Below are 22,798 nucleotides of genomic sequence, written 5' to 3'. Positions count from 1 at the left end.
ATCATTTTAACAGCCGCTAACAAAGCCCACCTCTAGGTATAGTCAAGCGGCTGCTAACTTGCCATTTTCAGTAGCTATTTCTTAACTATGAGAGCAATAGCCTTTCATTATGATGAGCCATTAATAAAACGAATCAGGCGGCGGCACCAAGCTTGAGTTAAAGCTCTCGACAGCCGTTTCGGCCTCATCAATCTCATCAAAGCGGGCAATATGAAACAGCGCTTCGCCTTCATTAGCAAGCGGCAAGCGGCTCATGCCAATCACAATGCCATCGGCGACGGCACGCACTTCGCCCTCATCATTGCCAAAGGGGTCAGCGACTTTGCCCAGCACCTCGCCTTTGGCAACGCGGGCGCCTAGCCGCACTTTGGGCCGCATAATGCCGTCGATGGGTGCACGCGCCCAGCTTGAACCTTTGGCAAGCTCCGCGGGCGCTGGTGTGCGGCGGCGCTGCTCGCCGGTCAGCATGCCTAGCCGACGCATAACCCGCAGCACACCGCGAACCCCTGGAGCAATCGCCCACTCGTCAAAACGTAGTGCCTCGCCGGCTTCATAGGTGAGTACCGGGATACCCCGCGTCTGGGCGTAGTGGCGCAGGCTTCCATCACGCAGTTCCGCATTCAGTACCACGGGCGCACCGAAAGCATCCGCCATGCGCTCGGTTTCGCTGCCGGTTTGCAGCTGGGCACGAATTTGCGGCAGGTTGGTGCGGTGTATAGCCCCGGTGTGAAGATCAATAATATGGGTAGCGTGATCGACAATTTTTTCGCGGAACAGCGCCGCGATCCGCCCGCCTAAGGAGCCCGACTCACTGCCCGGAAAGCAGCGATTAAGATCTCGCCGGTCGGGCAAGTAGCGGGTTTGCTGTAAGAAGCCGAATACATTCACCACCGGCACAGCGATCAGGGTGCCGCGGATGCTATTGATCGCTTTCGCACGCAGTACCCGGCGGACAATCTCCACTCCGTTGATTTCATCACCGTGAATGCCACCACAGACCAACAGCACCGGGCCATCCTTGCGGCCATGTACGACCTCGACTGGAATATGCAGGGGTGTATGGGTATATAAGCGCGCCACCGGCACATCAACTTGTAAGCGTTGGCCGGGCATAATGGTATGTTCGCCCAGCTGAAAAGGAGCTCGCGCCATGCTTTCTATCCTGTTTTTTTAATCCGTTTTGCTCACGACGTGAGTACGCATGTGGACTAATCTCTCCGCCTGTTTATACGCCTTAAGTCATGAAATGACGAATTTGTTAATCCACGTTATGAGATGGCTTATTTAACCATACAGTTTTGAATGTAAATGTGCCTCAGCTTAGGTTAAAATGTGACCATACTGTGTCGATAATGAGGTTGCATTTCCATGGCAAGAAAGACCAAAGCGGAAGCGGCTGCTACTCGCGAAGCACTGCTTCACGCTGCTGAAGAGGTATTTTTTGCTAAAGGCGTGGCGCGCACCTCCCTTGAGCAAATTGCTCGCCATGCTGGCCTCACTCGCGGTGCCGTTTATTGGCATTTTAAAAACAAAGGCGATCTGTTCATGGCGCTGGTTGAACAGGTGCGTATGCCCTTTCAGTCGTTGATGGATGAGGTCGACAAAGCTGACGCCGAACTATCACCGCTGGAGTCTATTCGCCTGGCGTGTCATGCGGGCTTGGTGCGCCTTGAGCAGCCCTCTTACCAGCGAATACTCTCGATCCTGCTGCATCGCTGCGAGTTCTTCAGCGATATTAACCCACTCGATATGCAGGAGCAGATCGGCAACGAGTGTTTTGAAGAAATGCTGAATGTCTTTGTACTCGCTGAACAGCAGCAATTGCTGCGCGCAGACCTTAGCCCCGAAGTAGCAACGCGCTTGATGCAGTCGATGCTGGGCGGCCTTTTCCACGACTGGCTGCGTAACCCCGAGGCTTTTTCGATTCGTGAACGCGGTGGCGAGCTGATTGATACTTCTATTCGCATGATGCAGCGCTAAACATCTAACCCCACCCTCGCTGCAATGCAGCAAGTATGCTTATACTGGCCTTACTGTTTTAGCCGTGTGAGTACACTATGGATGCCTTGGAGTTTGTCCGCGTACGCGAATTAGAAGTGGCCGTACGTATCTGGAACCCTACCGCCCCCCGCACCCTGATCGCCTGGCATGGCTTTGCTCGCCACGGTGGCGACTTCAGTGCGCTGGCGCGGGAACTCGGCAGTGAATGGCGGATTCTCGCCCCGGACACCCCAGGTCGCGGGTTATCAAGCTGGTCGCTGTTCCCTGCCCACGACTACCTTTATAGCCATTACGTCACCGTTGCAATCGCGCTACTCGACCACTTTGAACTCGAGTACGTTGATTGGCTGGGCACCTCCATGGGTGGTCTGCTTGGCATGTTGATCGCTGCTGACCCACAGCACAGCGCGCGTATTTCCCGGCTGATTCTTAACGACGTTGGCCCCGAGCTGAACACCCAGGGCCTTATTGGTCTTTCCAGCTATTTCGGCGTTACCCACCGTTTCTCAACGTTTAGCGAACTCCAGCATGAGCTCAACCTGCACTACGCGAGTTTCGGTATTACCGGTGAATCTGCAAAGCGCGAACTAGCACTCAACAGTGCCCGTCGGTTACCAGATGGCAGCTGGACGTATCATTTTGATCCGCGTATCGGCGAACAGTTTGTGCATGATACGCCGCGAGATATGTGGGCAGACTGGGCGAACATTCGCTGTCCGTTGATGGTGATACGAGGTGAGGAGTCGACGCTATTAGACCCCGAAACACTGCCGCGGATGGCCGAAGCACATCCTAAGCTTGTGACGCTTACCGTGCCTAACTGTGGTCATGCGCCCATGCTGGATAAACCCGTACAGGTTGATCCCATCCACCACTTTTTAACCCCTCCCGCACCTCGCCCAGTCCCAGTTGATAAAACGCAACACGCCACTCGCTGGCAGCGTGCAATAAAGTGGCTGGCGCAGCAGTGGCGGCGTTGGTGGAAATAACCGGGATGCCTAAGGATCGTGCTTCCCGGTGGCTAGCCTGTGTGAAAATGACGTATCAGTGAGAGGTAGAGTAATGGGTTGAATGGTGGTTTTTGTGATTTAGCCGCAGCCTTTTCAAACGAACCCGCGTTTCCAGATACGTCTGCTCAGAGACACTGCGGTAAGCCCCCTCATCAGGTAAGTACTTCACCAGGACTCGGCGCTCTCCCTGTACAGGCAGGGCATCGCACTTGCTAAGCAGCTTCACCGTGCTATTGGGCTCATCATCAATCACTGCAAACGCCTGTTCACCGGTACCCTGACACCCAGTCACTACAACCGTTTGGCCTAGCAGGCAGCGCCGGGTGAAGGGGCGGTAACGGTGCAGCCCACGGTGCAACGCCTGGCAGAGCATCGCCGCCACAGGCGAGGCAATGACCAACGTGGCCCAGAGCACCACCACCCCCACCGGAATACGTATTAAGCCGAGTGGCAGCCAGCGCAACACCAGCAGCTCGATTGCAAGTGTAAGTGCCGCAGCAATGGTCAGAATGACCGTTAATGCAAGCGACGCGGGAACCCCCGCGAAACCTAAAGATACCAGCGTGCTGGCCATGTGATCTTCTTTGAGGCTATCGCGTTCAAACAACTCTAAAGGGGCTAAGCGGATAATCACTAATAGCCAGTAAAGGGCTAACAGCCCAAGTAGCACTGTAAAGACAATGGTTGGAAATTGCGTAGCAGCATGCACTAAATGGTTCATGGCGACTCCTCCCCCGGTACTTAGCCGGCGATGTATTGTTACTTCCAGCTTAGTCCAGATTAGCTTTCGGGCGCCACCACTACCTTGATCTCAGTCATCACAATAAAAAACGGGTGCCACCCGAAGATGACACCCGCTAGTTCTCAACCTTTCACACCGCATAAATCGCTAAGCGTTAATGCTGGTCGTGCTCCAGCGCCGGCTGATTGGACTCATGCTTTTTCCCCTTCATTTTGCGACCCAACCAATCAGAGGCTGTCGCAATCATGGCGTAGAAGCTGGGAATAAACAGGCTTCCCAAGGTGGCAACAGAGAACATGCCCATGGCCACCGTGGTACCAATGTGATGGCTACTCACATCGCTGGCGCCGGTCGCTAAGGCCAGTGGCAAGGTACCGAAGATAAACGCCAAGGAGGTCATTACAATGGGACGGAAACGCAGCTCTGCTGCGGTAATCGCCGCTTCACGAATGGTTTTACCCTGCTCTTTACGCTGAAGTTCGGCGAACTCTACGATCAGAATAGCGTTTTTCGCGGCAAGCCCGACCACCACCAGCATACCAATCTGCACATACACGCTGGTGTCCAGCCCGCGCAGCACGATGCCACCAATACCACCCAGGAAGGCAAAGGGCGTTGCCGTCAGTACCGCCAGTGGCAACGACCAACTTTCATACTGAGCCGCCAGAATCAGGAAGACCATCAATAGCCCGAAAACGATAGCCAGAGTCGCGGCATTCCCCAGGTTCGACTCCTGGTACGCCGTACCGGTCCAACCCATGCCCCAGTTGGTTCCCAGCGTTTCTTGAACCACCTGCTCCATCGCTTCGATCGCCTGCGCCGAGCTATAGCCAGGTGCGGGATTACCCTGGAACTGAGCACCGGCGTAAACACCGAATCGTGATACTACAGACGGACCCGTTTGACGCTCAAGCTCGACAAACTCGGAAAGCGGAATACGTTCACCATTACCGCCGCGAACATAAACGCTGCTCACATCTTCTGGCGTTTTACGGAATTCATCCTCGTTTTGCAGATACACCTGGAAATTACGGTTTTGGTAGCTGAAGTAGTTCACAAAGCCGTTACCAAAGGTGTTGGATAGGGCTGAGTTAATATTCTCCAGCGCCACGCCGTAACTTAGCGCCTTCTGCTGATCAATGTTGGCCCGGTACGACGGTACGTTGACGTTGAAGGTTGAAAACACCTGGTTAAGCGCAGGGTGCTCATTAGCCTTCTGCATGATCTGCAGCGAAGCTTCGTAGAGTTCCCGCGGCGTCGCCCCTTCAAAAGACTGCAAATAACCGGTGAAACCGCCCGTGGTCGAAAGCCCCATAATCGGTGGCACGTTAAAGGCCATCGCAGAGCCGCCATCGATACTGGCACCCAATCCCATAATGCGGCCCACTAACTCGTCAGCGGTCAGTTCGCGCTCAGCCCAGGGGTGCATATTGACGAACATGATGCCCCGGGCAGTGTTTACGGCGCTCGACAGAATGTCGTACCCCGCCACGGCAGAGGAGTATTCAACGCCTGGAATAGCTTCCACTTCCGCGCTGAGTTTTTCCATGTAGCGTTGGGTACGGTCAAGCGACGCCGCATCGGGCAGCGATACGCTTACCAGCACGATACCCTGGTCGGTCTCGGGCACCAGTGTTGAAGGCGTATTGACGTATAGCCAGTACGACCCCACCCCCGTCAGCACCGTGAGCGCCAATGCCAACACCCAAAAACGCACCAAGCCTTTTACGACCCACATGTAAGCGGCGGTAATCCCTGCGAACATACGGTCGAACAGACGGAACGGCGTGTTTAAAGCGCGTTTAACCTTGGACTGACCGGCGCCGGCGATTTTATGTTTAATAAAGATCGCCGATAGGGCTGGTGTAAAGGTCAACGCCATGACCGCCGAGAGCGCTACCGAGATCGCCACGGTAATCGCAAACTGCTGGTAAATCTGCCCTGTAAAGCCGCCCAGGAAGGCCACGGGAATAAAGACCGCTGCCATAATCAGCGAGGTGGCAATAACCGGACCACCGACCTCTTTCATTGCCCGGATAGTGGCATCCCGTACGCTGATATCATCCTCTTCACTCAGCACGCGTTCGACGTTCTCCACCACCAGGATGGCATCGTCGACCACTATCCCTATCGATAACACCAAGGCAAACAGCGTCAACAGGTTGATCGAAAAACCAAATACGTAGAAGCCTGCAAAGGTACCCACCACCGCGACGGGCACAACCGACATGGCAATAACCGTAAAGCGCCAGTTCTGTAGAAAGATAAACAGAATGACGATAACGATCAGAAAAGCTTCAATAAACGTTTTTATAACCGTTTCTACTGACGCATCGATAAACAGCGTGGTGTCGTAAGGCGCTACATATTCGAGGCCAGGAGGAAAGCGGCCCTGCAGTTCATCCATGGTGGCACGCACACCATTCGCCGTTTCTAACGCATTGGCCCCAGGCTGCTGGTTAATGATGATCGGCGTCATGGTGGAGCCGTTCAAACGCGCATCGACCCCGTAAAAAGATGCCCCAAGCTCAATGCGCGCCACGTCTTCCAAACGCAATGAGGAGCCGTCGCTATTGGTACGCAGGTAGATATTGCGGAAGTCATCTACGTCATTCAGTCGACCACCCGCAGTAATCGTATAGGTGTAAGCGCGTGGTTCACTTTGCGGCGTCGATGCCAGGCTACCGGCCGGGATCTCAGTGTTTTGCGCTCTAATTGCACTCGCCACTTCGCTAGGCGTTAGGTCGTACTGCGCCAATTTATCCGGGTCCATCCAGATGCGCATGGCGAACTCACCACCACCCAACACCTCAGCATTACCCACCCCAGGCACCTGACGCAGTTCATCAAGCACGTTCAAGGTGGCGTAGTTCTGCATATAGATGTTGTTGTAGTCACCGCTTGGCGAAGTCAGCGCTATAAACATCAAAATAGAGTCCGAGCGCAGCTCCACGGTCACGCCTTGGGACTGCACTGCCTCTGGCAACTGCGAAAGCGCCCCTTGAACCCGGTTGTTAACGTTGATGGTATTAATATCGCCATCGGTGCCGATATTAAATGCCACGCTAAGGCTCATGGTGCCGTTATCAGCGCTGTTTGAGGTCATGTAGAGCATGTCCTCAACGCCGTTAATGGCTTCCGCGAGCGGTGCCGCAACAGTTTGTGCGACGGTTTCAGCATCCGCTCCTGGGAATTGCGCCTGAACGGAAACCGTCGGCGGCACAACGCTGGGGTACTGCTCAATAGGCAGTATCCGCATCGACATAACGCCCACCAGCGTGACGATAATTGCCAACACTGTGGCAAATATCGGGCGGCTGATGAAGAAGTTAGAGAAGTTCATTATTGCGCACCCTCTTCCCCTTCAGCGGGCTGGCTATCGGCTGCCCCCTCTTCCATCGCTTGCGCCGCTTCTTGCTCTTCTTGCGCCTCTTCTTGCTCAGCTTCTTCGACTACTGCCCCTGCATTGCCATCAAATGGCTGGGGGTCAATTGCCATCCCCGGCTCTAAACCGGCGGGGTCGCCGACAATAACGCGATCACCCGGCTCGATGCCCTCACGAATCAACTGCCAGGGGCCCGCCACTTCGCCTAAAGAGATCGTCTGTTCGCGGGCCTTATTCTCTTCGTCCAGCACGTACACTTGCGGGCCCATTAAGCCTTGGGTCACAGCAATTTCTGGCACGGCCAGCACGTCAAAGCGCTTTAAGCCTTCAATACGCACGCGTACAAATTGGCCGGGCAGTACGCTAGCGTCCGGGTTTTCAAACGTTGCGGATGCCTGAACGGTACTGGTGCCGCTGTCTACCCGTGAACCCAGGAAGTCTAAATGGCCTTCCAGCTCAGAATCGCTGCCGCCGCTCACACCTGGAATACTCAAACGTGCACGAATATCCGACGTTTCACCGCCCTCACTCAACTGTTGGCGCAGCTCAAAAGCGTCGCGCTGAGGCAGTTGGAAGCGTACTTCTAGTGGGTCTAAAGGCGTGATGGTGGCCAGCTCCGTTCCGGAAGTGACCAAATTACCAACGTTGACTTGGCTCAAACCGATCATACCCGAAACAGGGGCGGTCACCTGGGAATAGCCTAAGTCCAGGTTAGCGCTGGTTAAGGCAGCCTCTGCTTGTGCAACGCTCGCTTGGGCTACCCGTTGGTCGGCCAATGCCTGGTCATACTGCTGACGGCTTACGGAGTTCTGGCTTAGCAACTGCTCGAAGCGCTGGGCATCACGCTGGGCGCGTGAAAGCTCGGCACGAGCGCTTTGTAAATCAGCCTCACGCTGGTTGACGGTTGCCTGATAAAGATCTGGCTCGATGGTATAAAGGTTATCGCCCTCCTCCACCAACTGGCCGGGTTCAAAGTGACGCTCTTCCAGAAAACCGTTTACACGGGCAACCAAGGTGACTTCATCATCACTGCGCAGCAACGAGGGGTAAGATTTATCTAGTGGGATATCCTGACGGGCCATTTCCACCACTTCGACCTTGTGTGGTGGGGTTTCTTGCTGGGCACCTTGTTGGGGTGCCTCTGATTGCTCTTGACCACAGGCCGCGAGTGCCAGCGCGGCTAACAGCGTCACCAGACTCGCTCGGTGTGAGTGAATCATTTTCATCATACGTTGAGTTCCCATATATTTTTTAAGGTGACCGATAGCACGTGCGCACCTGGATCATTTACAACAGACGGGCAATTACGTGCCAGGCTGGGGCGGTGCACCGATGTTGAGCGCGGGCTCATAGCGGTCATTGCCGCCGCTTTCTGGTAGGGTAAAGTTCACTTCATCGCCGGTTAACCACGCATTGACTTCCTCAATGGCGTCTACATCCAGGCGGCCAGCTTGCTGACGCAGCGAGAGCAGATTCACCACATAGTCGTAGCGGGCCTCGGCGTAGTTGGCGATGGCGTTATACAGATTTTGCTCAGCGTTCAACACATCCACGATGTTACGTGTGCCGACTTCATAACCAGCGCGAGTGGCCTCCAGTGCGCTCTGGTTTGAGACGATGGCCTGCTCACGGGCCTCAACGGTTTCCACATCGTTGCTGACTTGGGTATAAAGCGAGCGGACTTGTTGGATCGACAAGCGCCGCTGGGACTCAAAATCGTACTGGCTACTTTCCAGTTGATAAGTCCCCTGGCGGATGCTGGCGCTGGTGATGCCGCCGGTGTAGATCGGCAAATTGGCGCTTAAGCCCACCTGGCTAGAGGAGTCATTCCCCGTGGTGTTATCAATATCACTGTCGCCATATTGATAGTTACCAAAGGCTTGAAGGGTGGGTAAACGACCCGCGCGGGCAATTTCCACGCTGCTACGGGAAACCTCAATACCCGCCTGCTGGGCCAATACTTGAGGATTAAGCTCAAGGGCTTGCTCTACCCAGTAGTCGCGGCTGCTTGGCTCTGGGAGTGCAATCGGCATACTGTCGCCCAACGCTTCAATGCTGGCGTAACGCTGGCCGGTCAGCTGCTCTAGTGCCTCAAAAGCCACCTGCAGATTGCTCTCTGCGGCAATGCGATCAGCACGCGATTGGTCAAAGGTGGCGCGTGCCTCTTCGACTTCGGTAATCGCAATCAAACCGACTTCAAACTGCTCGCCCGCCTGCTCAAGCTGACGGCCAATGGCCCGCTCTTGAGCAAAACGCGCTTCTAGCACTTCATGAGCACGCAGGATGTCGAAATAGGCACTGGCTGTATCGATCAGTAGCTGCTGTTCGGTGGCTGCCAGCAAGTACACCTGCTGATCAATTTGACGCTCGGACCGAGTGACTTCTCGGCGTGTAACTTCATCATAAAGCGCTTGGGTGGCTTCTAAGGAGAGCGAGACGGTGTTGTAACGGTCATCATCGGACCTCACATTATTCTGGCCAGCACCTACTCCCGCTTGGGTTGAACCCTGACTTTCATACTGTTGATTATGCGCCACGGTGCCCGACGCGTTGATTTGGGGGAGCAAACCACTTCGAGCAATATCTCTGCCTGCTTCAACGCCCAAATACTCGGAACGCGCAGAGGCAAGCTCTGCGTTATTGTCCAACGCATCACGGGTAATCGTGATGAGATCGGCAGCTTGAGCAGGCAATACAAAGGAAGCGGTGATTACCGCTAACAGTAAGGGTCGTAAAGGGGCATTGACTGCCCAGTGTGCCAGTCGCATGGGATTGCCTCTAGGTATCAGCGTCAGGATGGCGCATGTGCTAAATCAATTAGCGCATTTAACCATTCAGAAAGATGAGCATTATAGTTACATTCATGTATGTATGCTAGCCTTGAACAATCTAAAAATGTGTGTGCAGCCTATTGTCAAGTCTCTCCCAGCTTACCTTAGTCCAAAGCATGATGGGTTGGCGATAAATCGAACTTTCTTTTGCGAAACTCCCGCGTATCGATGCCCCATTTATTCAGGCGTGAAGCAAGCGTAGTGGGCTTGATGCCCAGCAGCTCCGCCGCACCTCCCGCCCCGGAAACTTTACCTCCCGCCCGCTCCAGAGCAGCAATTGTGCTCTCCCGCTGGCGCTGGCCAAGCGCATGTTCGGTCAGCAGAGCTTCACTTTTCTCCACGCTGGCGTGGGCTGACGCGGGCACCGGGTTAGTACGACCTATCGAACGCGGGGGCTCACCCAACAGCAGGTCATCAAACATCAAGCGGCGGTCCTGGGTCACAATCACTTGGCGCTCAATAATGTTTTCCAGCTCACGAATATTGCCCGGCCATGGGTAGCGCTGAAGAATTTCCAATTGGGCGGGGGGGATGCGCACTCCCGGCTTATTAAATTTCAGGCAGGCACGCTGTAAAAAGTGCCGCGCCAGCAGCGGTACGTCTTCTATTCGTTTGCGCAACGGTACCGAATCAATCGGGAACACATTGAGGCGGAAATAGAGATCCTCACGAAAGTGGCCCTCGTCGATCATGTCGCGTAGTTCGCGGTTAGTAGCAGCAATCACACGAACATCTACCTCGCGGGTACGGTTATCGCCCACCCGCTCAAATTGCTGGTCCTGCAACACCCGCAGCAGCTTGCTCTGCAGCTCCAGGGGGATTTCACCGACTTCATCCAGAAATAGCGTGCCGCCGTGGGCAAGCTCGAAGCGCCCTGGACGATCCTGAACCGCGCCGGTAAAGGCGCCTTTTACATGGCCAAAAAATTCGCTCTCAAACAGATCACGGGGAATAGCCGCACAGTTCACGCGAATCAACGGTCGATCACTGCGCGAGTTACCGGCATGAATGGCGCGGGCAATCAGTTCTTTGCCGGTACCCGACTCGCCGCTGATCAGCACGTTGGCGCTAGTGGGAGCGACCAGCTCAATCTGCTGGATCAGTTTTGCCACCGCCGGGCTATTGCCGACAATATCGCGATGGTTAAGCTCCGCTTTTATCTCTTCTTGAAGGTACTCATTCTCCAGCTCCAGACGCTGCTTGAGTGACTCCACCTCTGCAAGGGCATCACGCAGTTGCTGCTCAGCGCGCTTGCGCTCGCGAATATCGCGAAACAGCACCACCGCCCCAACCAAACGACCCATTTCAAAAATGGGGGTGCTGGTGTACTCAACGGGAATCGCCTCGCCATTTTTATGCCAGAAGACTTCGTTATCGACGTGATGCACCTGGCCGTCGCTGAACGAGGCGTGAATAGGACACTGCTGCACCGGGAAGTGGCTGCCATCGGCGTGGGTATGGTGGAACATCAGGTGCGCGTCGTGGCCCACCATATCCTCAGTACTCCAGCCCAGAATGCGCTCGGCGGCGGGGTTAACAAAGGTGGTTTTACCCTCGGCATCCAGGCCATAAATGCCCTCACCCGCTGCGCCCAGAATCAGCTGGTTCTGTTTCTCAATCTGCTCGAATACCTGCTCGACTCGCTGCCAGCCCACCTCTCCCTGGCGGTGTTGGCGGCCTAACTCCGCTTTTGCTCGCTGCTGCTCGGCTTTATTGCGGTCGATCAGCGTCAGCAACAGCTGCGAAGAGTCTTCAATATGCTGGGCATAAACTTCTACCCGATAAGGCTGGCGCAGCATGTCTAGTATCGCCAGGTCATCCGACCAGGCCGTTTTTCGTGCCAGCGTCTCATCAGTAAAGCTCACCCATAGCGGCAGTGAAGCACTCAAACGATGGCTAAAAGGCGCCTTTAGAGGGAGTGCTTCATCAATATTGAGCAACTCACAGGCGGCAGGGTTAGCGTCCAGCAGCTGATCGGCAAAAGGGTCGACCACGATCATCGCCAGAGGTGAGAAACCGCCCATCAAGGCCGCGGTGTGTGTGCGTTGTTGCTCATCCATTGGCATACCTCATGGCTCAAGGTGGTTTCTCCTTAACCATTCAATTCCCGCGCCACTTACGACATTTCGCAAATAAAACAACGAAATATCGTTAATTACGATTTTTCGTAACGCGATAAGCGCTTCAAAAACATCTTCGTAAAAATAAATTAATTCATTAAAAACAGATAATTAAAAACAATTCGCTCCAGTTGGCACACAAATAGCAATGGTTAGGTGGATAGTGCGATAGCGCCACACGCTTAATCTCTTTTGCACCAGGACGGCGCAGCCATCGGTTTTATTGCTCCTATTTATCGCTCCTAGCAGGAAACACTAAAACTCTTGGGTTAGGCGTTAATTAACCGAAATGACACAGGAGACATACTTATGTCTTATCTAATGCCCAGTGAATTTGTCACCAAATTGGTGGATCAGGGTGAGTCAAAAATCTATATGGGCACCCGAGATACGCTTATCCGCTCCTTTATGGCGGGGGCGACCCTAGCGTTGGCGGTTATTTTTGCCATCACCATCGCGACCCAAACAGGCAACTTTTTGATTGGGGCGCTGCTCTTTCCGGTCGGCTTTGTGATGCTTTATCTGATGGGCTATGACCTGCTCACAGGTGTTTTCACCTTGGTACCTCTTGCATGGCTCGACAAGCGGCCTGGCGTCACCCTGCCCCGGATGCTGAAGTGCTGGGCGCTGGTGGGGCTTGGCAACCTTTGTGGCGCCCTATTTATCGCCACCTTTGGCTACCTGAACTTCACCATGGGCGGCACTGAAGAGATCAACGCTGTCGGCCAAATGATGATGACCGTTGGTGAAAGCCGCACGGTTGGGTACCAGGAGGCGGGGCTTGCCGGTTGGATCGTGCTTTTTCTGCGGGGCATGTTCTGTAACTGGATGGTCTCAATGGGCGTGGTGGGCGCCGCCATCTCCACAACGGTTTCCGGCAAGATCATGGCCATGTGGATGCCGATCATTGTCTTCTTCTATCTCGGCTTTGAGCACTCCGTGGTCAACATGTTCTTGTTCCCGATTGGTCTCATGATGGGCGCTGACTTCACTCTGTATCAATACATTATGTGGAACGAAATCCCCACGGTACTGGGCAACTTGGTAGGCGGTTTAACTCTGGTTGGTTTGGTTCTCTACACCACCCACGTCCGCACCCAAGCCAAAAAAGTCTTTTCTTGATCACAGCCTATTAGGCAAAAAAGGGCGTCAAACGCCCTTCCTCTAAAGGAGAACTATCATGGATAAGCTCGAAATGCGTCACACTCTGCTCGCCGCCAAAGCGCGTAAAAAGATGAGCTGGGACGATATTGGTAAGGCAGTCGACATGTCGCCAGTCTGGGTCGCCTCCGCCTGCTACGGTATGAACAGCGCCAGCCAAGAGGTTGCCGCTAAGCTTTGCGACACACTGGGTGTGGAGAGCGATGTCGCTGACGCCCTGGTGGCCTTCCCTACCAAAGTCTGGGATGAAGCGATTCCCCAAGACCCTTTCATCTACCGCCTGTACGAAGTTGTCGGCGTATACGGGGAGACCCTTAAAGACGTGGTGCAGGAGAAATTTGGCGACGGCATTATGAGCGCCATCGACTTCACCATGGAGGTCGACAAAATCGAAGACCCCAAAGGCGACCGGGTTTTGCTCACCTTAAACGGTAAGTTTTTGCCCTATAAGTCTTGGTAACTCAAGCTAAGGACTCGACCCTCGCCACGCTGCGTTCAACTGCCGAGCGGTAACCGGCACCGAATAGCAGCAGATGATTCAGTAGCGGGTAGAGCTGAAACAGGGCTTCACGCCTCGGCCAATCGGTCGGGGCGTCGCCGTTCCAGTAGGCGTCAAAAAACGCCTCGCCCGGCGAACCAAATAGCGTCAGCATCGCCACGTCCACTTCCGGGTAGTGGCGATAAACGGCCGGATCGATAAGCGCCGGCCCCCAGGTGGTGAAGAGCACATTCCCCGACCAACAATCGCCGTGTAGCAAGCTGGGCGGTACATTCGGCAACCAGTGTTCTAAATCATGGGCTAAGCGCTCGATCCGCCCTCGCAGCTCATTACCCAATAGACCACGCTGGTGGCACGCCTCACACAGCGGAAGTAGGCGACGCTCGCGCTGAAAAGCTCGTCCGTCGCTAAGCGGGGAATTCGGCTGAGGCGTTTGCCCACAGGCATTATCTTGATGCCAGCCGTGGGCATCGCCAATTACGCTATGCAGGCCGCGCAGCCCTTCACCAAGCGCGGCCTCGCTCTTCGGCTCCCCAGGCACTGTGTCTAATGACTCAATGACCAGCCAGCCTTCCGATAAACCTAGCACTTCCGGGACCGCAAGCTTCTCGCAGGCGCTGCCCAAGACACGTAGCCCCTCGGCTTCACCGCGCACTCGCGTCGCGTCGTCGTGCTTAATCACCACCTGCCCCTGTTGGGTCTCCAAGCGATAAACGGCAGCAATGTCACCCCCACTTAGCGGCTGCAAACCGCCGGTAGGGGTTAACTCGATAGACTCGAGCAGCTGGCTCAGGGTGGCATCCATAGTGCGTCTCTCCATAAGGATGAGTAGGTCCTAAGTTTGGTAGTTTAATTCAAGCGTTTATCGATCAATGATTCCAGTTCCAACTGATCATCATGGAAGCGGCGGATACCTTCAGCCAGCTTGTCGTTGGCCATGGCGTCTTGATTGTGGCCCCAGCGGAAGGCGGTTTCGCTCAGCGGCTCAGTAGGTTTGCCACTGCCTTTACCAGATTGAATTTGTGCGGTGACACTGCCTTCAGTGGCATCCAGCTCTTCTAGCAAGGCAGGCGAAATCGTTAGCCTTGGGCAGCCTGCTAAGGCAAGCACCTGGCCGGTGGTGCGGAAGCTTGCGCCCATTACTACGGTGTCGTAGCCACCCTGGTTGGCACGCTCACAAACACCCTGAACAAACTGAACGCCTGGATCGTTTTCCGGCGTGTAGTCGTTGCCAGTCTCTTTTTTATACCAATCAGTCACACGGCCGACAAAGGGAGAGATCAGAAATACCCCGGCATCAAAGCAGGCCTGGGCTTGGGCATCGCTGAACAGTAGCGTTAGGTTGCACTGAATGCCCTCGCGTTCGAGCACCTCGGCGGCACGAATGCCTTCCCAAGTAGACGCCAGCTTGATCAGCACACGGTCACGTGACACGCCGCGTGCGTCGTACAGTTCGATTAACTCATGGGCCTTGGCGATGCTGGCCTGGGTATCAAACGACAAACGAGCAGCCACTTCGGTGGAGACACGGCCCGGCACCACGGCGGAAATCTCACTACCCATCGCCACCGCCAGACGGTCAACGGCATGCTTGACCTGCTCTTCACGGCTACCACCAGAGGCTTTTACGCTGCTCAGCTCTTCGTCGATCAGCGCTTGATAACCTGGCAGGCTAAACGCTTTGAGCAGCAGCGACGGGTTAGTGGTGGCATCCTGGGGCTGATAACGGCGAATAGCCTCAAGATCTCCGGTATCGGCGACGACAAGCGAATGTTGCTTTAACTGTTGCAGCTGGCTGGTCATAAAATCTCCTTGATATGCTTTTAAGCGCCGCCATGGCGTTGTTCAAGTGCTGCGCAATAACGCGCATAAATGGGTTGGTAGGCGGCCACACTTTCTGGTTGTGGGTCGGCCAACGACTTGGCATCCAAATGGACGAGCCGCTCACACAGCGCCTCCAGAGTTACGCCCTCGGTCCGCTGGTCGCACCAAGCCGCCTGTATTGCCGCGCCAAGCGCGGCCGCATCGGTAATCTCAGGGCAAATCACCTGGGTACCGGTAATATCCGCTACCATCTGCCGCCATACGGGGCTGTTAGCGCCGCCACCGATCAAGCGAATCTGGCTGGCCCCGGCGGTTAAATCACCCAGCAGTTCCAGCCCATAGCGTAGCCCGAAAGTGGCCCCCTCCACCACGGCCCGACACACATTAGCCTGGGTGGTATTCAGACTGGTCAGGCCAAGGAAGTCCGCTGCGGCGTCGGGAAGCATTGGCACTCGCTCGCCGTTGAAAAACGGCAATACGGTCACGCCTTCGGCGCCTATTGGCGCGCTGGCTACCTTCTCGCCAAACGCCGACAGATCCAAGCCAAACAGCTCGCGTACCCGCGTCGTGGCCGAAGTGACATTCATCGTGCAGATCAATGGCAGCCAGCCGCCGGTGCTGGAGCAGAAGTTGGCGACCATGGCGTTATCGCACTCAATAGGGGTAGCCGAGTAAGCGCAAACGGTGCCGGAGGTGCCCAGACTCAGCGTGATTAGCCCTGGGGTAATATTGCCGGTGCCAATGGCACCCAACATATTGTCGCCGCCGCCGGAGGAGACGACAACATTTTCGCCCAGCCCCAGCTCACGGGCCACCGCCGGGCGCACAACGCCTACCGGCTCATGGGCTTCCAGCACGCGGGGGAGTACCCGCTTGGGGTCTAGTTCTGGGGCTATCTCGGCAAAAACATCCAGCTGCCAGCAGCGCTTAAGGGTATCGAAGTAGCCAGTGCCGGAGGCATCGCCCGCCTCGGTGACCCGTTCACCGGTGAGCCAGAAATTAAGGTAGTCGTGGGGCAGCAGTAGGCTCTCGATACGCCGATAAGCATCCGGCTGCCGCTCCCGCAGCCAAGCGACTTTAGACGCGGTATAGCCGGTTTGCAGCACCAGCCCCAGCTTCTCTAAACAGCCTGCCTCGCCACCCAGTCGGGCAACTAAATCAGCGTTCTGGGCGCTGGTCTCGGTATCGCACCACAGCTTGGCGGGGTAAACCGGCACACCTTCGCCATCGAGTGCGACCATGCCGTGCTGCTGGCCGGAGACGCCGATGCCGCGCACTTGGCTGGCCGAGACACCGGCTTTGTCCAGTGCGGCAAAAAAAGCCTCTTTTAGGGCGGCTAACCACTCCGCGGGCGCCTGCTCTCGGCGGCCATTTTCGCCCTCTTCCAGGTGATGGGGGCGGCTTGCTTCAGCCAGAATCTTGCCCCGCTCAACGTCTACCACCACTACCTTGGTACTCTGGGTACCGCAATCTACCCCGATATACATCACAATGTTCCTTTGGACGACGCCAGACCCTCTAGCGTAGCGCGTGCGCCACGTTCGTGCAGTGAACTTAGAGCAGCTAAATAGGCTTCAACAAAACGGGTGCTGTCGATTAAGTCGCCAAACAGCTCGCGGTTTTCGATAAAGGCCGTTGGCCGCTGGCGATTCTCGGCAGCAATCGCCATGAGCGGCGCTTTCAAGCGATCGACAATTTCAATGGGCTCACCCTGCTCGTCTACCCCTTCAGCGTAGCGCGCCCAGCTGGCCACCACGGCGGCGCTGCGCTCTATCTCGCCACCTTGGGCCAACTGTTGGCGAATCACCGGCACTAGCCACTTAGGAATGCGGTCAGAGCTCTCGGCGCAGAGGCGTGCCAAGGTATCTTTGATTTGCGGATTGGCGAAGCGCTCAATCAGCGTTAAGCGGTAGGTTTCCAAATCAACCCCCGGCACTGGCGCCAAGGTCGGCGTGCCCTCTTCGCGCATATAGCCCAGTAAAAAATCAACGAATAGCGGATCTTGGCACACCTCATGGGCATAGCGGTATCCGGCTAAATAGCCAAAATAGGTCAGCGCCTGGTGGCTGGCGTTGAGCAGGCGTAGCTTCATTAGCTCGTAGGGTTCGACATCCTCCACCACTTGGACACCCACTTTATCAAACGCCGGACGCCCAAGGGGGAAGTGGTCTTCCAACACCCACTGGGTGAAGGGTTCGGAGACCACCGGCCAGGTATCCTCTACCCCAAAACGCTGACTCAGTTCATCAATATCCGTAGGCGACGTCACCGGGGTAATACGATCCACCATGGCGTTGGGGAACGCCACTTCGCTGGCAACCCAGGCGCCTAGCTCGGCGTCCCGCGCCTGGGCATAGGCGCCAAACATACGCTTGGCCACGTCGCCATTACCTTGAATATTATCGCAGGACATCACGGTGAACGGCGCAATGCCCCGCGTACGGCGGCGGGCGAGCGCTTCCACCACCAGCCCGAAGCTGGTGGTGGGCTGGGTAGGGTTAGCAAGATCGGCGCGTACCTGGGGGTTATCGAGGTCGAATTCGCCGCTCACCGGGTGAAAATTGTATCCGCCTTCGGTCACTGTCAGCGACACAATGCGAATCTCCGGATCGGCCATCTGCTCGATTACTGCCTCGGTCTCTTCCGGTGCAAACAGGTAATTCACCATACTGCCAATGACCCGCGGCTCATACTGGCCATCAGGGTGTTTCACCACCAAGGTATAGAGATAATCCTGCGCTGCCAGCGCCTGCTGCATGCGTTTGTCGCCAGGCATCACGCCCACGCCAACAATGCCCCAATCCAGCGCTTCGCCCTGGTTCATCAAGGCATCCAGGTACATCGCCTGATGAGCGCGGTGAAAGCCGCCGACGCCGATGTGCACGATGCCGGGGGTTAGCGTCTTGCGGTCATATTGAGGTTTGGCAACATCGTCGGTTAGCGTGCCCAGGTTATGATTGTTAAGACGGGTCATGGGACTCTCCAGCCAAGGCCTACTTGGCGCGATGGGGTGAATAAAGACAGGTAACAAGTAGCGATATAAGAGCGCTAACAAAAAGGGCTACCGCCAGCGCTGGTCGGGCGGTAAACAGCAATTTTTGATTAATTGAGCGTTGAGCATATCTTTGTGATGAGTGCGCTCCAGCGCCCCGGCTCGCCCCTGGCCCATCTCAAGCCAGCGATTGATCAGCCGCTCAACCAGCACGACGTCATCGACGTCTATAAATAGCGTCCAATCAAACAGCGGGCGCAGTTCGCGCCAGGGGGAGCGATCCAGCAGCAGGTAGTTGCCCTCGACAATGACGATGCGCTGCTCAAGAGTGATGAGTCGGCCACCGGCACGGGCGAGATCCAGCGGGCGGTCAAACACGGGTACCGCTACCGGGTGAACTGCTTGGCGGATGCGCTCGAGGTCGCAGCGAAGCCCCTCTACATCAAAGGTGTGGGGCGCGCCTTTTACCGGCACCTGCTCCTCGCCCAAAACGGCGTTATCGAAGTGGTAGCCATCCATGGGCACCAGCCCGACCTGGCCCGGCAAGCGCTGATTAATGGCATCGCAGAGCTGGGCGCTGCGATAGGACTTCCCCGCTCCCGGCGGCCCTGCCAGCGCGACCAGGTAACGCGAAGCGCCTTCGGCGGCATGAATAATCTGTTGTGCTAAGGCATCAAGATCAGGGGTCATGGCAACCTCAACTCATCCAGTTGCCGCCATCGACATTGAGCGTCTGGGCGACCACGTAATCGCTGTCCTGGCTGGCCAGAAAAACCGCTGCGCCGGTATGATCTTCCGGCAGGCCCATACGCCCGAAGGGAACCGCTTCGCCTACTAGGCGTTTTTTCTCGCCGAGCGGACGGTTCTCATAACGGGCAAACATTGCGTCGACCTCTTCCCACATCGGCGTGTCCACCACTCCGGGGGCGATGCCGTTGACGTTGATACGGTGTTTGATTAGATCCAACCCGCTGGATTGAGTAAGGCTGATCACCGCGGCTTTGCTGGCGCAGTAAACGCTTACCAGGGCTTCACCGCGGCGACCTGCCTGGGAAGCCATATTGATGATCTTGCCCCCCTGACCACGGGCCACCATCGAACGGGCAACCGCCTGCAAGGTAAAAAACATGCCCTTGGTATTGACCGCAAACTGCGTATCAAAGCTTTCCTCAGTGACTTCAAGCACCGGCGCCATATCAAAAATCGCAGCGTTATTGACCAGAATATCGATGCCGTCAAAGCGATCCGTTACTGCTTTGACCATGGCATCAATTGACACCTGATCGCAGACATTCAACTCGACCCCCATCACCTTTTCAGCAGGCACCTGTTGCTGCAGCGTCGCTAAAGCATCATCAATAGCGCCCCGGTCAATATCCGCCACTACCACGCTGGCCCCTTCGCTTAAATAACGCTGGGCAATGGCCAAACCAATGCCCCGAGCTCCGCCGGTAATCACCGCAACTTTATTGTTTAATTTCATCGTTATCTCCAGGTTACTCAGCGGAGCCTTTATCAATTAGCCGGGTGGCTATCGGCTTGCCACTCGTCTATCAAGGCTTCCAGGCCGTGCATGTGCTCTAAAATGCGCCAGGCGCCAGCTTGAATAAGCCGCGCCGACTGCTCGGCATCCACATGGCTGGCGCCGACAAACCCAATCACACACATGCCCGCGGCATGGGCGGCGGTCACTCCGGCCACGCTATCTTCCACCACCAGGCAATCCCGCGGCACTTGGCCTAAATGGGAGGCTGCCAGGCGATAGAGCGCGGGGTCAGGCTTGGGGTGGGCCACCTGATCAGCGGTAAAAATAGGCACCTCGCCCAAGGCCCTGGCCAACCCCGTGCTTGCCAGTGACGCCAATACGCGGCTGCGCCGACTGTTGGAAACCACCGCCTTTTCCAAGCTGATGCCCCGAATTGCCTTATCGGCACCGTCTATGGCTTTAAGCTCCCGCGCCAGACGCGCTTCAATGGCGGTGTCCACCTGCTCTGTGGCATCGATTGGCAGCTTGTGGGCACTTAACGCTTCCAGATGATGCAGGATATCCCCGGTGGTCATCCCCAAGGCTTGACCAAGCGCTTGGTCAATATTCAGATCGGGCAGCCAGCGGGAGAGGTACTCCGCCAGCGTACCTTCCGCAAGGGCCTCGCTGTCGACCAGCACGCCATCGCAGTCAAAGATGAGCGTCCTCATGCAGGCTCCTCAGAAGGCGAGCCGGGGGCGCGGTTATCGTGGCGCGTCAGCCCCGCTAGCGGATGCTGCTGCAGGCTAGACAGGGCCTGCCCGCCTGCGTCAAACAGGTGGGCACGCTCGGGATCAAAGCCGAAGCGCACGGTATCGTTTACCCGGTAGGCCACATCGCCATCGGCCATGATAGTAATCAGCTCGTCGTCCATTTGAACGTAGAGCGAGGTTTGACCACCCAAGCGCTCCAGCACCTTGATTTCGCCGCTCAACGGTCCATGCTCCTCGAGTACCAGGTGTTCAGGGCGAACACCTAGCTCAAGGGTGGCGTTAGGATCCAAGTGCGCACCGTCAACCGGCACGCTGCGCTCGCCGCCACCGGGTAAGCGAATAGCCACCCCGTCAGACGTTACGCCGGTCAGCGTTACCGGCAGAAAATTCATTTTCGGTGAGCCAATAAAACCCGCCACAAAGCGATTGCACGGGTGGTGATAGAGCGCCATGGGCGAGCCCACCTGCTCGACCACGCCGTCGTGGAGCACGACGATTTTATCCGCCATGGTCATCGCTTCGATCTGGTCGTGGGTGACGTAGATCATGGTGGCGTCCAGCTCATCATGCAGGCGCGCAAGCTCGATGCGCATCTGCACACGTAGCGCGGCATCCAGGTTGGAGAGCGGCTCGTCAAACAGGAAGATGCTGGGGTTACGCACGATCGCACGGCCAATCGCCACCCGCTGGCGCTGACCGCCGGAGAGCGCTTTGGGCTTGCGGTCTAACAGCGGCTCTAGCTGCAGAATTTTGGCCGCCTCCAGCACCTTGGCGCGGCGCTCCTCCTTGGGCACACCGGCCAGGCGCATGCTGAAGCCCATGTTGCCCTCTACCGTCATATGCGGGTAAAGCGCGTAGCTCTGGAACACCATGGCGAGGCCGCGGTCGGCTGGGCCGACGTCATTGATACGCTGACCGTCGATCAATATATCGCCATCGGTTGCGCTTTCCAGCCCGGCGATCATGCGCATCAGGGTCGATTTACCACAGCCGGAAGGGCCAACGAAAACGACAAACTCGCGGTCGTTCACCTCAAGGTCGATGCCTTTGATCACCTCGGTGTCGCCGAAACGCTTGGTAATATTGTGCAGTTGTAGTGTTGCCATGAGGAAAATCCTTTACTTGACGGCACCAAAGGTCAGGCCACGTACCATTTGTTTTTGGGTCATCCAACCGAGTATCAAAATTGGCGCAATCGCCATGGTGGAAGCAGCGGACAGCTTGGCCCAGAACAGCCCCTCTGGGCTCGAGAATGAGGCAATATAAGCGGTTAACGGCGCTGCATTTGAGGTCGTCAGGTTGAGACTCCAGAACGCCTCGTTCCAACTCAAAATGACCGATAGCAGGCCCGTTGAAGCGATGCCCGGCAGCGTTAGCGGCAGTAGCAGAAAGAACACTTCCTGGAGGGTCGAGGCACCGTCCATACGCCCTGCTTCAAGAATGTCTTTGGGCATATCTTTAAAGAAGGTGTAGAGCATCCACACCACAATCGGCAGGTTCATCAGGGTGTAAATGATGATCAGCCCGGTGCGGGTGTCGAGCAGCCCGGTGTCTCGGAAGATCAGATAAATCGGCACCAGCACGCCCACCGAGGGCAGCATCTTGGTAGAGAGCATCCATAGCAACGTGCCCTTAGTACGCTTAGTGGGCAAAAAGGCCATGGCGTAGGCCGCCGGAATCGCCAGGAGCAGCGCTAAAAACGTAGAGCCAAACGCCACCGCAACGCTATTAAGCGCAAATCGTGCGTAGCCCGAGCGCTCCTGTACCGCTTGGTAGCTCTCTAAAGTGGGCGAAAAAATCAGCGTAGGATCAGCAATCGCCGCCGATTCGGTTTTAAACCCGGTGAGGATCATCCAGAAAATCGGAAAGAAGATCACCAGCGCCACCGTCCAACCCAAAAGCGTCAGCAAGATGCGCTTGCTTTGCGCTGAGCGCCATCCTGACACCGAGCGTGGCGCTGCCGTTTTGGAACTTAATGTTGTCATCGAAGTACTC

At 56.1% G+C, this 22,798-nt stretch carries 19 protein-coding genes; 4 read left to right on the top strand and 15 right to left on the bottom strand.

All coding sequences use genetic code 11. The annotated features are described in order from the left end of the window. Window positions 1-120: 120 nt before the first annotated feature. Complete coding sequence (locus QHL1GM_RS18005) at window positions 121-1,152, bottom strand: succinylglutamate desuccinylase/aspartoacylase family protein (protein WP_071695708.1); 1,032 nt, start codon at window positions 1,150-1,152, stop codon at window positions 121-123. A gap of 216 nt (window positions 1,153-1,368) precedes the next feature. Here QHL1GM_RS18005 and QHL1GM_RS18000 point away from each other — a divergent pair, with 216 nt between their 5' ends. Continuing rightward, window positions 1,369-1,980, top strand: a complete 612-nt coding sequence (locus QHL1GM_RS18000; RefSeq protein ID WP_071695707.1) for a TetR family transcriptional regulator — start codon at window positions 1,369-1,371, stop codon at window positions 1,978-1,980. A gap of 77 nt (window positions 1,981-2,057) precedes the next feature. Next, window positions 2,058-2,990 carry an alpha/beta fold hydrolase gene (locus tag QHL1GM_RS17995; protein ID WP_071695706.1) on the top strand — a complete coding sequence of 311 codons (933 nt, stop codon included), beginning with the start codon at window positions 2,058-2,060 and terminating at the stop codon, window positions 2,988-2,990. Window positions 2,991-3,045: 55 nt separating this feature from the next. Here the strand turns inward: QHL1GM_RS17995 and QHL1GM_RS17990 are convergent, their stop codons facing one another. From QHL1GM_RS17990 to QHL1GM_RS17970, 5 genes are all read right to left on the bottom strand, one after another. Continuing rightward, window positions 3,046-3,732, bottom strand: coding sequence for a hypothetical protein (locus QHL1GM_RS17990; protein ID WP_071695705.1), 687 nt, complete (start codon window positions 3,730-3,732; stop codon window positions 3,046-3,048). 175 nt (window positions 3,733-3,907) lie between these two features. Continuing rightward, complete coding sequence (locus QHL1GM_RS17985; protein WP_071695704.1) at window positions 3,908-7,096, bottom strand: efflux RND transporter permease subunit; 3,189 nt, start codon at window positions 7,094-7,096, stop codon at window positions 3,908-3,910. After that, window positions 7,096-8,367 (bottom strand): efflux RND transporter periplasmic adaptor subunit, encoded by a 1,272-nt coding sequence (locus QHL1GM_RS17980; RefSeq protein WP_071695703.1) that lies wholly within the window; start codon window positions 8,365-8,367, stop codon window positions 7,096-7,098. Before QHL1GM_RS17980 ends, QHL1GM_RS17985 begins: the two co-directional genes overlap by 1 nt. Before the next feature lie 75 nt (window positions 8,368-8,442). Continuing rightward, entirely contained in the window at window positions 8,443-9,906 is a 1,464-nt protein-coding gene (locus tag QHL1GM_RS17975; RefSeq protein WP_071695702.1) for a TolC family outer membrane protein, read from the bottom strand. A 167-nt stretch (window positions 9,907-10,073) separates the two neighbouring features. After that, window positions 10,074-12,029 (bottom strand): sigma 54-interacting transcriptional regulator, encoded by a 1,956-nt coding sequence (locus QHL1GM_RS17970; RefSeq protein ID WP_071695701.1) that lies wholly within the window; start codon window positions 12,027-12,029, stop codon window positions 10,074-10,076. A 369-nt stretch (window positions 12,030-12,398) separates the two neighbouring features. Between QHL1GM_RS17970 and QHL1GM_RS17965 the strand changes: the two genes are divergently transcribed. Beyond that, a complete protein-coding gene (locus QHL1GM_RS17965; protein ID WP_071695700.1) occupies window positions 12,399-13,211 on the top strand; it encodes a formate/nitrite transporter family protein in 813 nt (270 codons plus the stop codon). Between the two features lie 58 nt (window positions 13,212-13,269). Then, the gene (gene cynS / locus QHL1GM_RS17960; RefSeq protein ID WP_071695699.1) at window positions 13,270-13,710 is read left to right on the top strand and encodes a cyanase; all 441 of its coding nucleotides are present in this window, start codon (window positions 13,270-13,272) and stop codon (window positions 13,708-13,710) included. 1 nt (window position 13,711) lies between these two features. On the opposite strand, the gene QHL1GM_RS17955 is transcribed toward cynS, so the two are convergent. From QHL1GM_RS17955 to QHL1GM_RS17915, 9 genes are all read right to left on the bottom strand, one after another. After that, on the bottom strand, window positions 13,712-14,554 hold the full coding sequence (locus QHL1GM_RS17955; RefSeq protein WP_071695698.1) for a fructosamine kinase family protein: 843 nt from the start codon (window positions 14,552-14,554) through the stop codon (window positions 13,712-13,714). Between the two features lie 44 nt (window positions 14,555-14,598). Further along, window positions 14,599-15,552, bottom strand: a complete 954-nt coding sequence (gene tal / locus QHL1GM_RS17950; RefSeq protein WP_071695697.1) for a transaldolase — start codon at window positions 15,550-15,552, stop codon at window positions 14,599-14,601. A gap of 20 nt (window positions 15,553-15,572) precedes the next feature. After that, a complete protein-coding gene (gene xylB / locus QHL1GM_RS17945; RefSeq protein ID WP_071695696.1) occupies window positions 15,573-17,060 on the bottom strand; it encodes a xylulokinase in 1,488 nt (495 codons plus the stop codon). Then, window positions 17,060-18,547, bottom strand: a complete 1,488-nt coding sequence (locus QHL1GM_RS17940; protein WP_071695695.1) for a mannitol dehydrogenase family protein — start codon at window positions 18,545-18,547, stop codon at window positions 17,060-17,062. The genes xylB and QHL1GM_RS17940 overlap by 1 nt, the downstream gene beginning before the upstream one ends. Window positions 18,548-18,634: 87 nt before the next feature. Beyond that, a complete protein-coding gene (locus QHL1GM_RS17935) occupies window positions 18,635-19,255 on the bottom strand; it encodes a nucleoside/nucleotide kinase family protein (RefSeq protein WP_071695694.1) in 621 nt (206 codons plus the stop codon). Window positions 19,256-19,262: 7 nt separating this feature from the next. Further along, on the bottom strand, window positions 19,263-20,048 hold the full coding sequence (locus QHL1GM_RS17930) for an L-iditol 2-dehydrogenase (RefSeq protein ID WP_071695693.1): 786 nt from the start codon (window positions 20,046-20,048) through the stop codon (window positions 19,263-19,265). A 32-nt stretch (window positions 20,049-20,080) separates the two neighbouring features. Next, entirely contained in the window at window positions 20,081-20,761 is a 681-nt protein-coding gene (locus QHL1GM_RS17925; protein ID WP_071695692.1) for an HAD family phosphatase, read from the bottom strand. Then, the gene (locus tag QHL1GM_RS17920) at window positions 20,758-21,909 is read right to left on the bottom strand and encodes an ABC transporter ATP-binding protein (RefSeq protein ID WP_071695691.1); all 1,152 of its coding nucleotides are present in this window, start codon (window positions 21,907-21,909) and stop codon (window positions 20,758-20,760) included. Before QHL1GM_RS17920 ends, QHL1GM_RS17925 begins: the two co-directional genes overlap by 4 nt. Before the next feature lie 12 nt (window positions 21,910-21,921). Then, window positions 21,922-22,788, bottom strand: a complete 867-nt coding sequence (locus tag QHL1GM_RS17915) for a carbohydrate ABC transporter permease (protein WP_071695690.1) — start codon at window positions 22,786-22,788, stop codon at window positions 21,922-21,924. Window positions 22,789-22,798 lie beyond the last annotated feature (10 nt).

This window comes from Halomonas sp. QHL1 (assembly GCF_001882345.1).
GTDB lineage: Bacteria > Pseudomonadota > Gammaproteobacteria > Pseudomonadales > Halomonadaceae > Vreelandella.
The sequence above is the reverse complement of the archived record's forward strand: the minus strand, read 5'-3'. Positions and strand labels throughout refer to the sequence as shown.

Bases quoted from the DNA above. Each gene is read 5' to 3' on its own strand.
- QHL1GM_RS18005 (WP_071695708.1), bottom strand. From the start codon at position 1,152: ATGGCGCGAGCTCCTTTTCAGCTGGGCGAACATACCATTATGCCCGGC.
- QHL1GM_RS18000 (WP_071695707.1), top strand. From the start codon at position 1,369: ATGGCAAGAAAGACCAAAGCGGAAGCGGCTGCTACTCGCGAAGCACTG.
- QHL1GM_RS17995 (WP_071695706.1), top strand. From the start codon at position 2,058: ATGGATGCCTTGGAGTTTGTCCGCGTACGCGAATTAGAAGTGGCCGTA.
- QHL1GM_RS17990 (WP_071695705.1), bottom strand. From the start codon at position 3,732: ATGAACCATTTAGTGCATGCTGCTACGCAATTTCCAACCATTGTCTTT.
- QHL1GM_RS17985 (WP_071695704.1), bottom strand. From the start codon at position 7,096: ATGAACTTCTCTAACTTCTTCATCAGCCGCCCGATATTTGCCACAGTG.
- QHL1GM_RS17980 (WP_071695703.1), bottom strand. From the start codon at position 8,367: ATGATGAAAATGATTCACTCACACCGAGCGAGTCTGGTGACGCTGTTA.
- QHL1GM_RS17975 (WP_071695702.1), bottom strand. From the start codon at position 9,906: ATGCGACTGGCACACTGGGCAGTCAATGCCCCTTTACGACCCTTACTG.
- QHL1GM_RS17970 (WP_071695701.1), bottom strand. From the start codon at position 12,029: ATGGATGAGCAACAACGCACACACACCGCGGCCTTGATGGGCGGTTTC.
- QHL1GM_RS17965 (WP_071695700.1), top strand. From the start codon at position 12,399: ATGTCTTATCTAATGCCCAGTGAATTTGTCACCAAATTGGTGGATCAG.
- cynS (WP_071695699.1), top strand. From the start codon at position 13,270: ATGGATAAGCTCGAAATGCGTCACACTCTGCTCGCCGCCAAAGCGCGT.
- QHL1GM_RS17955 (WP_071695698.1), bottom strand. From the start codon at position 14,554: ATGGATGCCACCCTGAGCCAGCTGCTCGAGTCTATCGAGTTAACCCCT.
- tal (WP_071695697.1), bottom strand. From the start codon at position 15,552: ATGACCAGCCAGCTGCAACAGTTAAAGCAACATTCGCTTGTCGTCGCC.
- xylB (WP_071695696.1), bottom strand. From the start codon at position 17,060: ATGTATATCGGGGTAGATTGCGGTACCCAGAGTACCAAGGTAGTGGTG.
- QHL1GM_RS17940 (WP_071695695.1), bottom strand. From the start codon at position 18,547: ATGACCCGTCTTAACAATCATAACCTGGGCACGCTAACCGACGATGTT.
- QHL1GM_RS17935 (WP_071695694.1), bottom strand. From the start codon at position 19,255: ATGACCCCTGATCTTGATGCCTTAGCACAACAGATTATTCATGCCGCC.
- QHL1GM_RS17930 (WP_071695693.1), bottom strand. From the start codon at position 20,048: ATGAAATTAAACAATAAAGTTGCGGTGATTACCGGCGGAGCTCGGGGC.
- QHL1GM_RS17925 (WP_071695692.1), bottom strand. From the start codon at position 20,761: ATGAGGACGCTCATCTTTGACTGCGATGGCGTGCTGGTCGACAGCGAG.
- QHL1GM_RS17920 (WP_071695691.1), bottom strand. From the start codon at position 21,909: ATGGCAACACTACAACTGCACAATATTACCAAGCGTTTCGGCGACACC.
- QHL1GM_RS17915 (WP_071695690.1), bottom strand. From the start codon at position 22,788: ATGACAACATTAAGTTCCAAAACGGCAGCGCCACGCTCGGTGTCAGGA.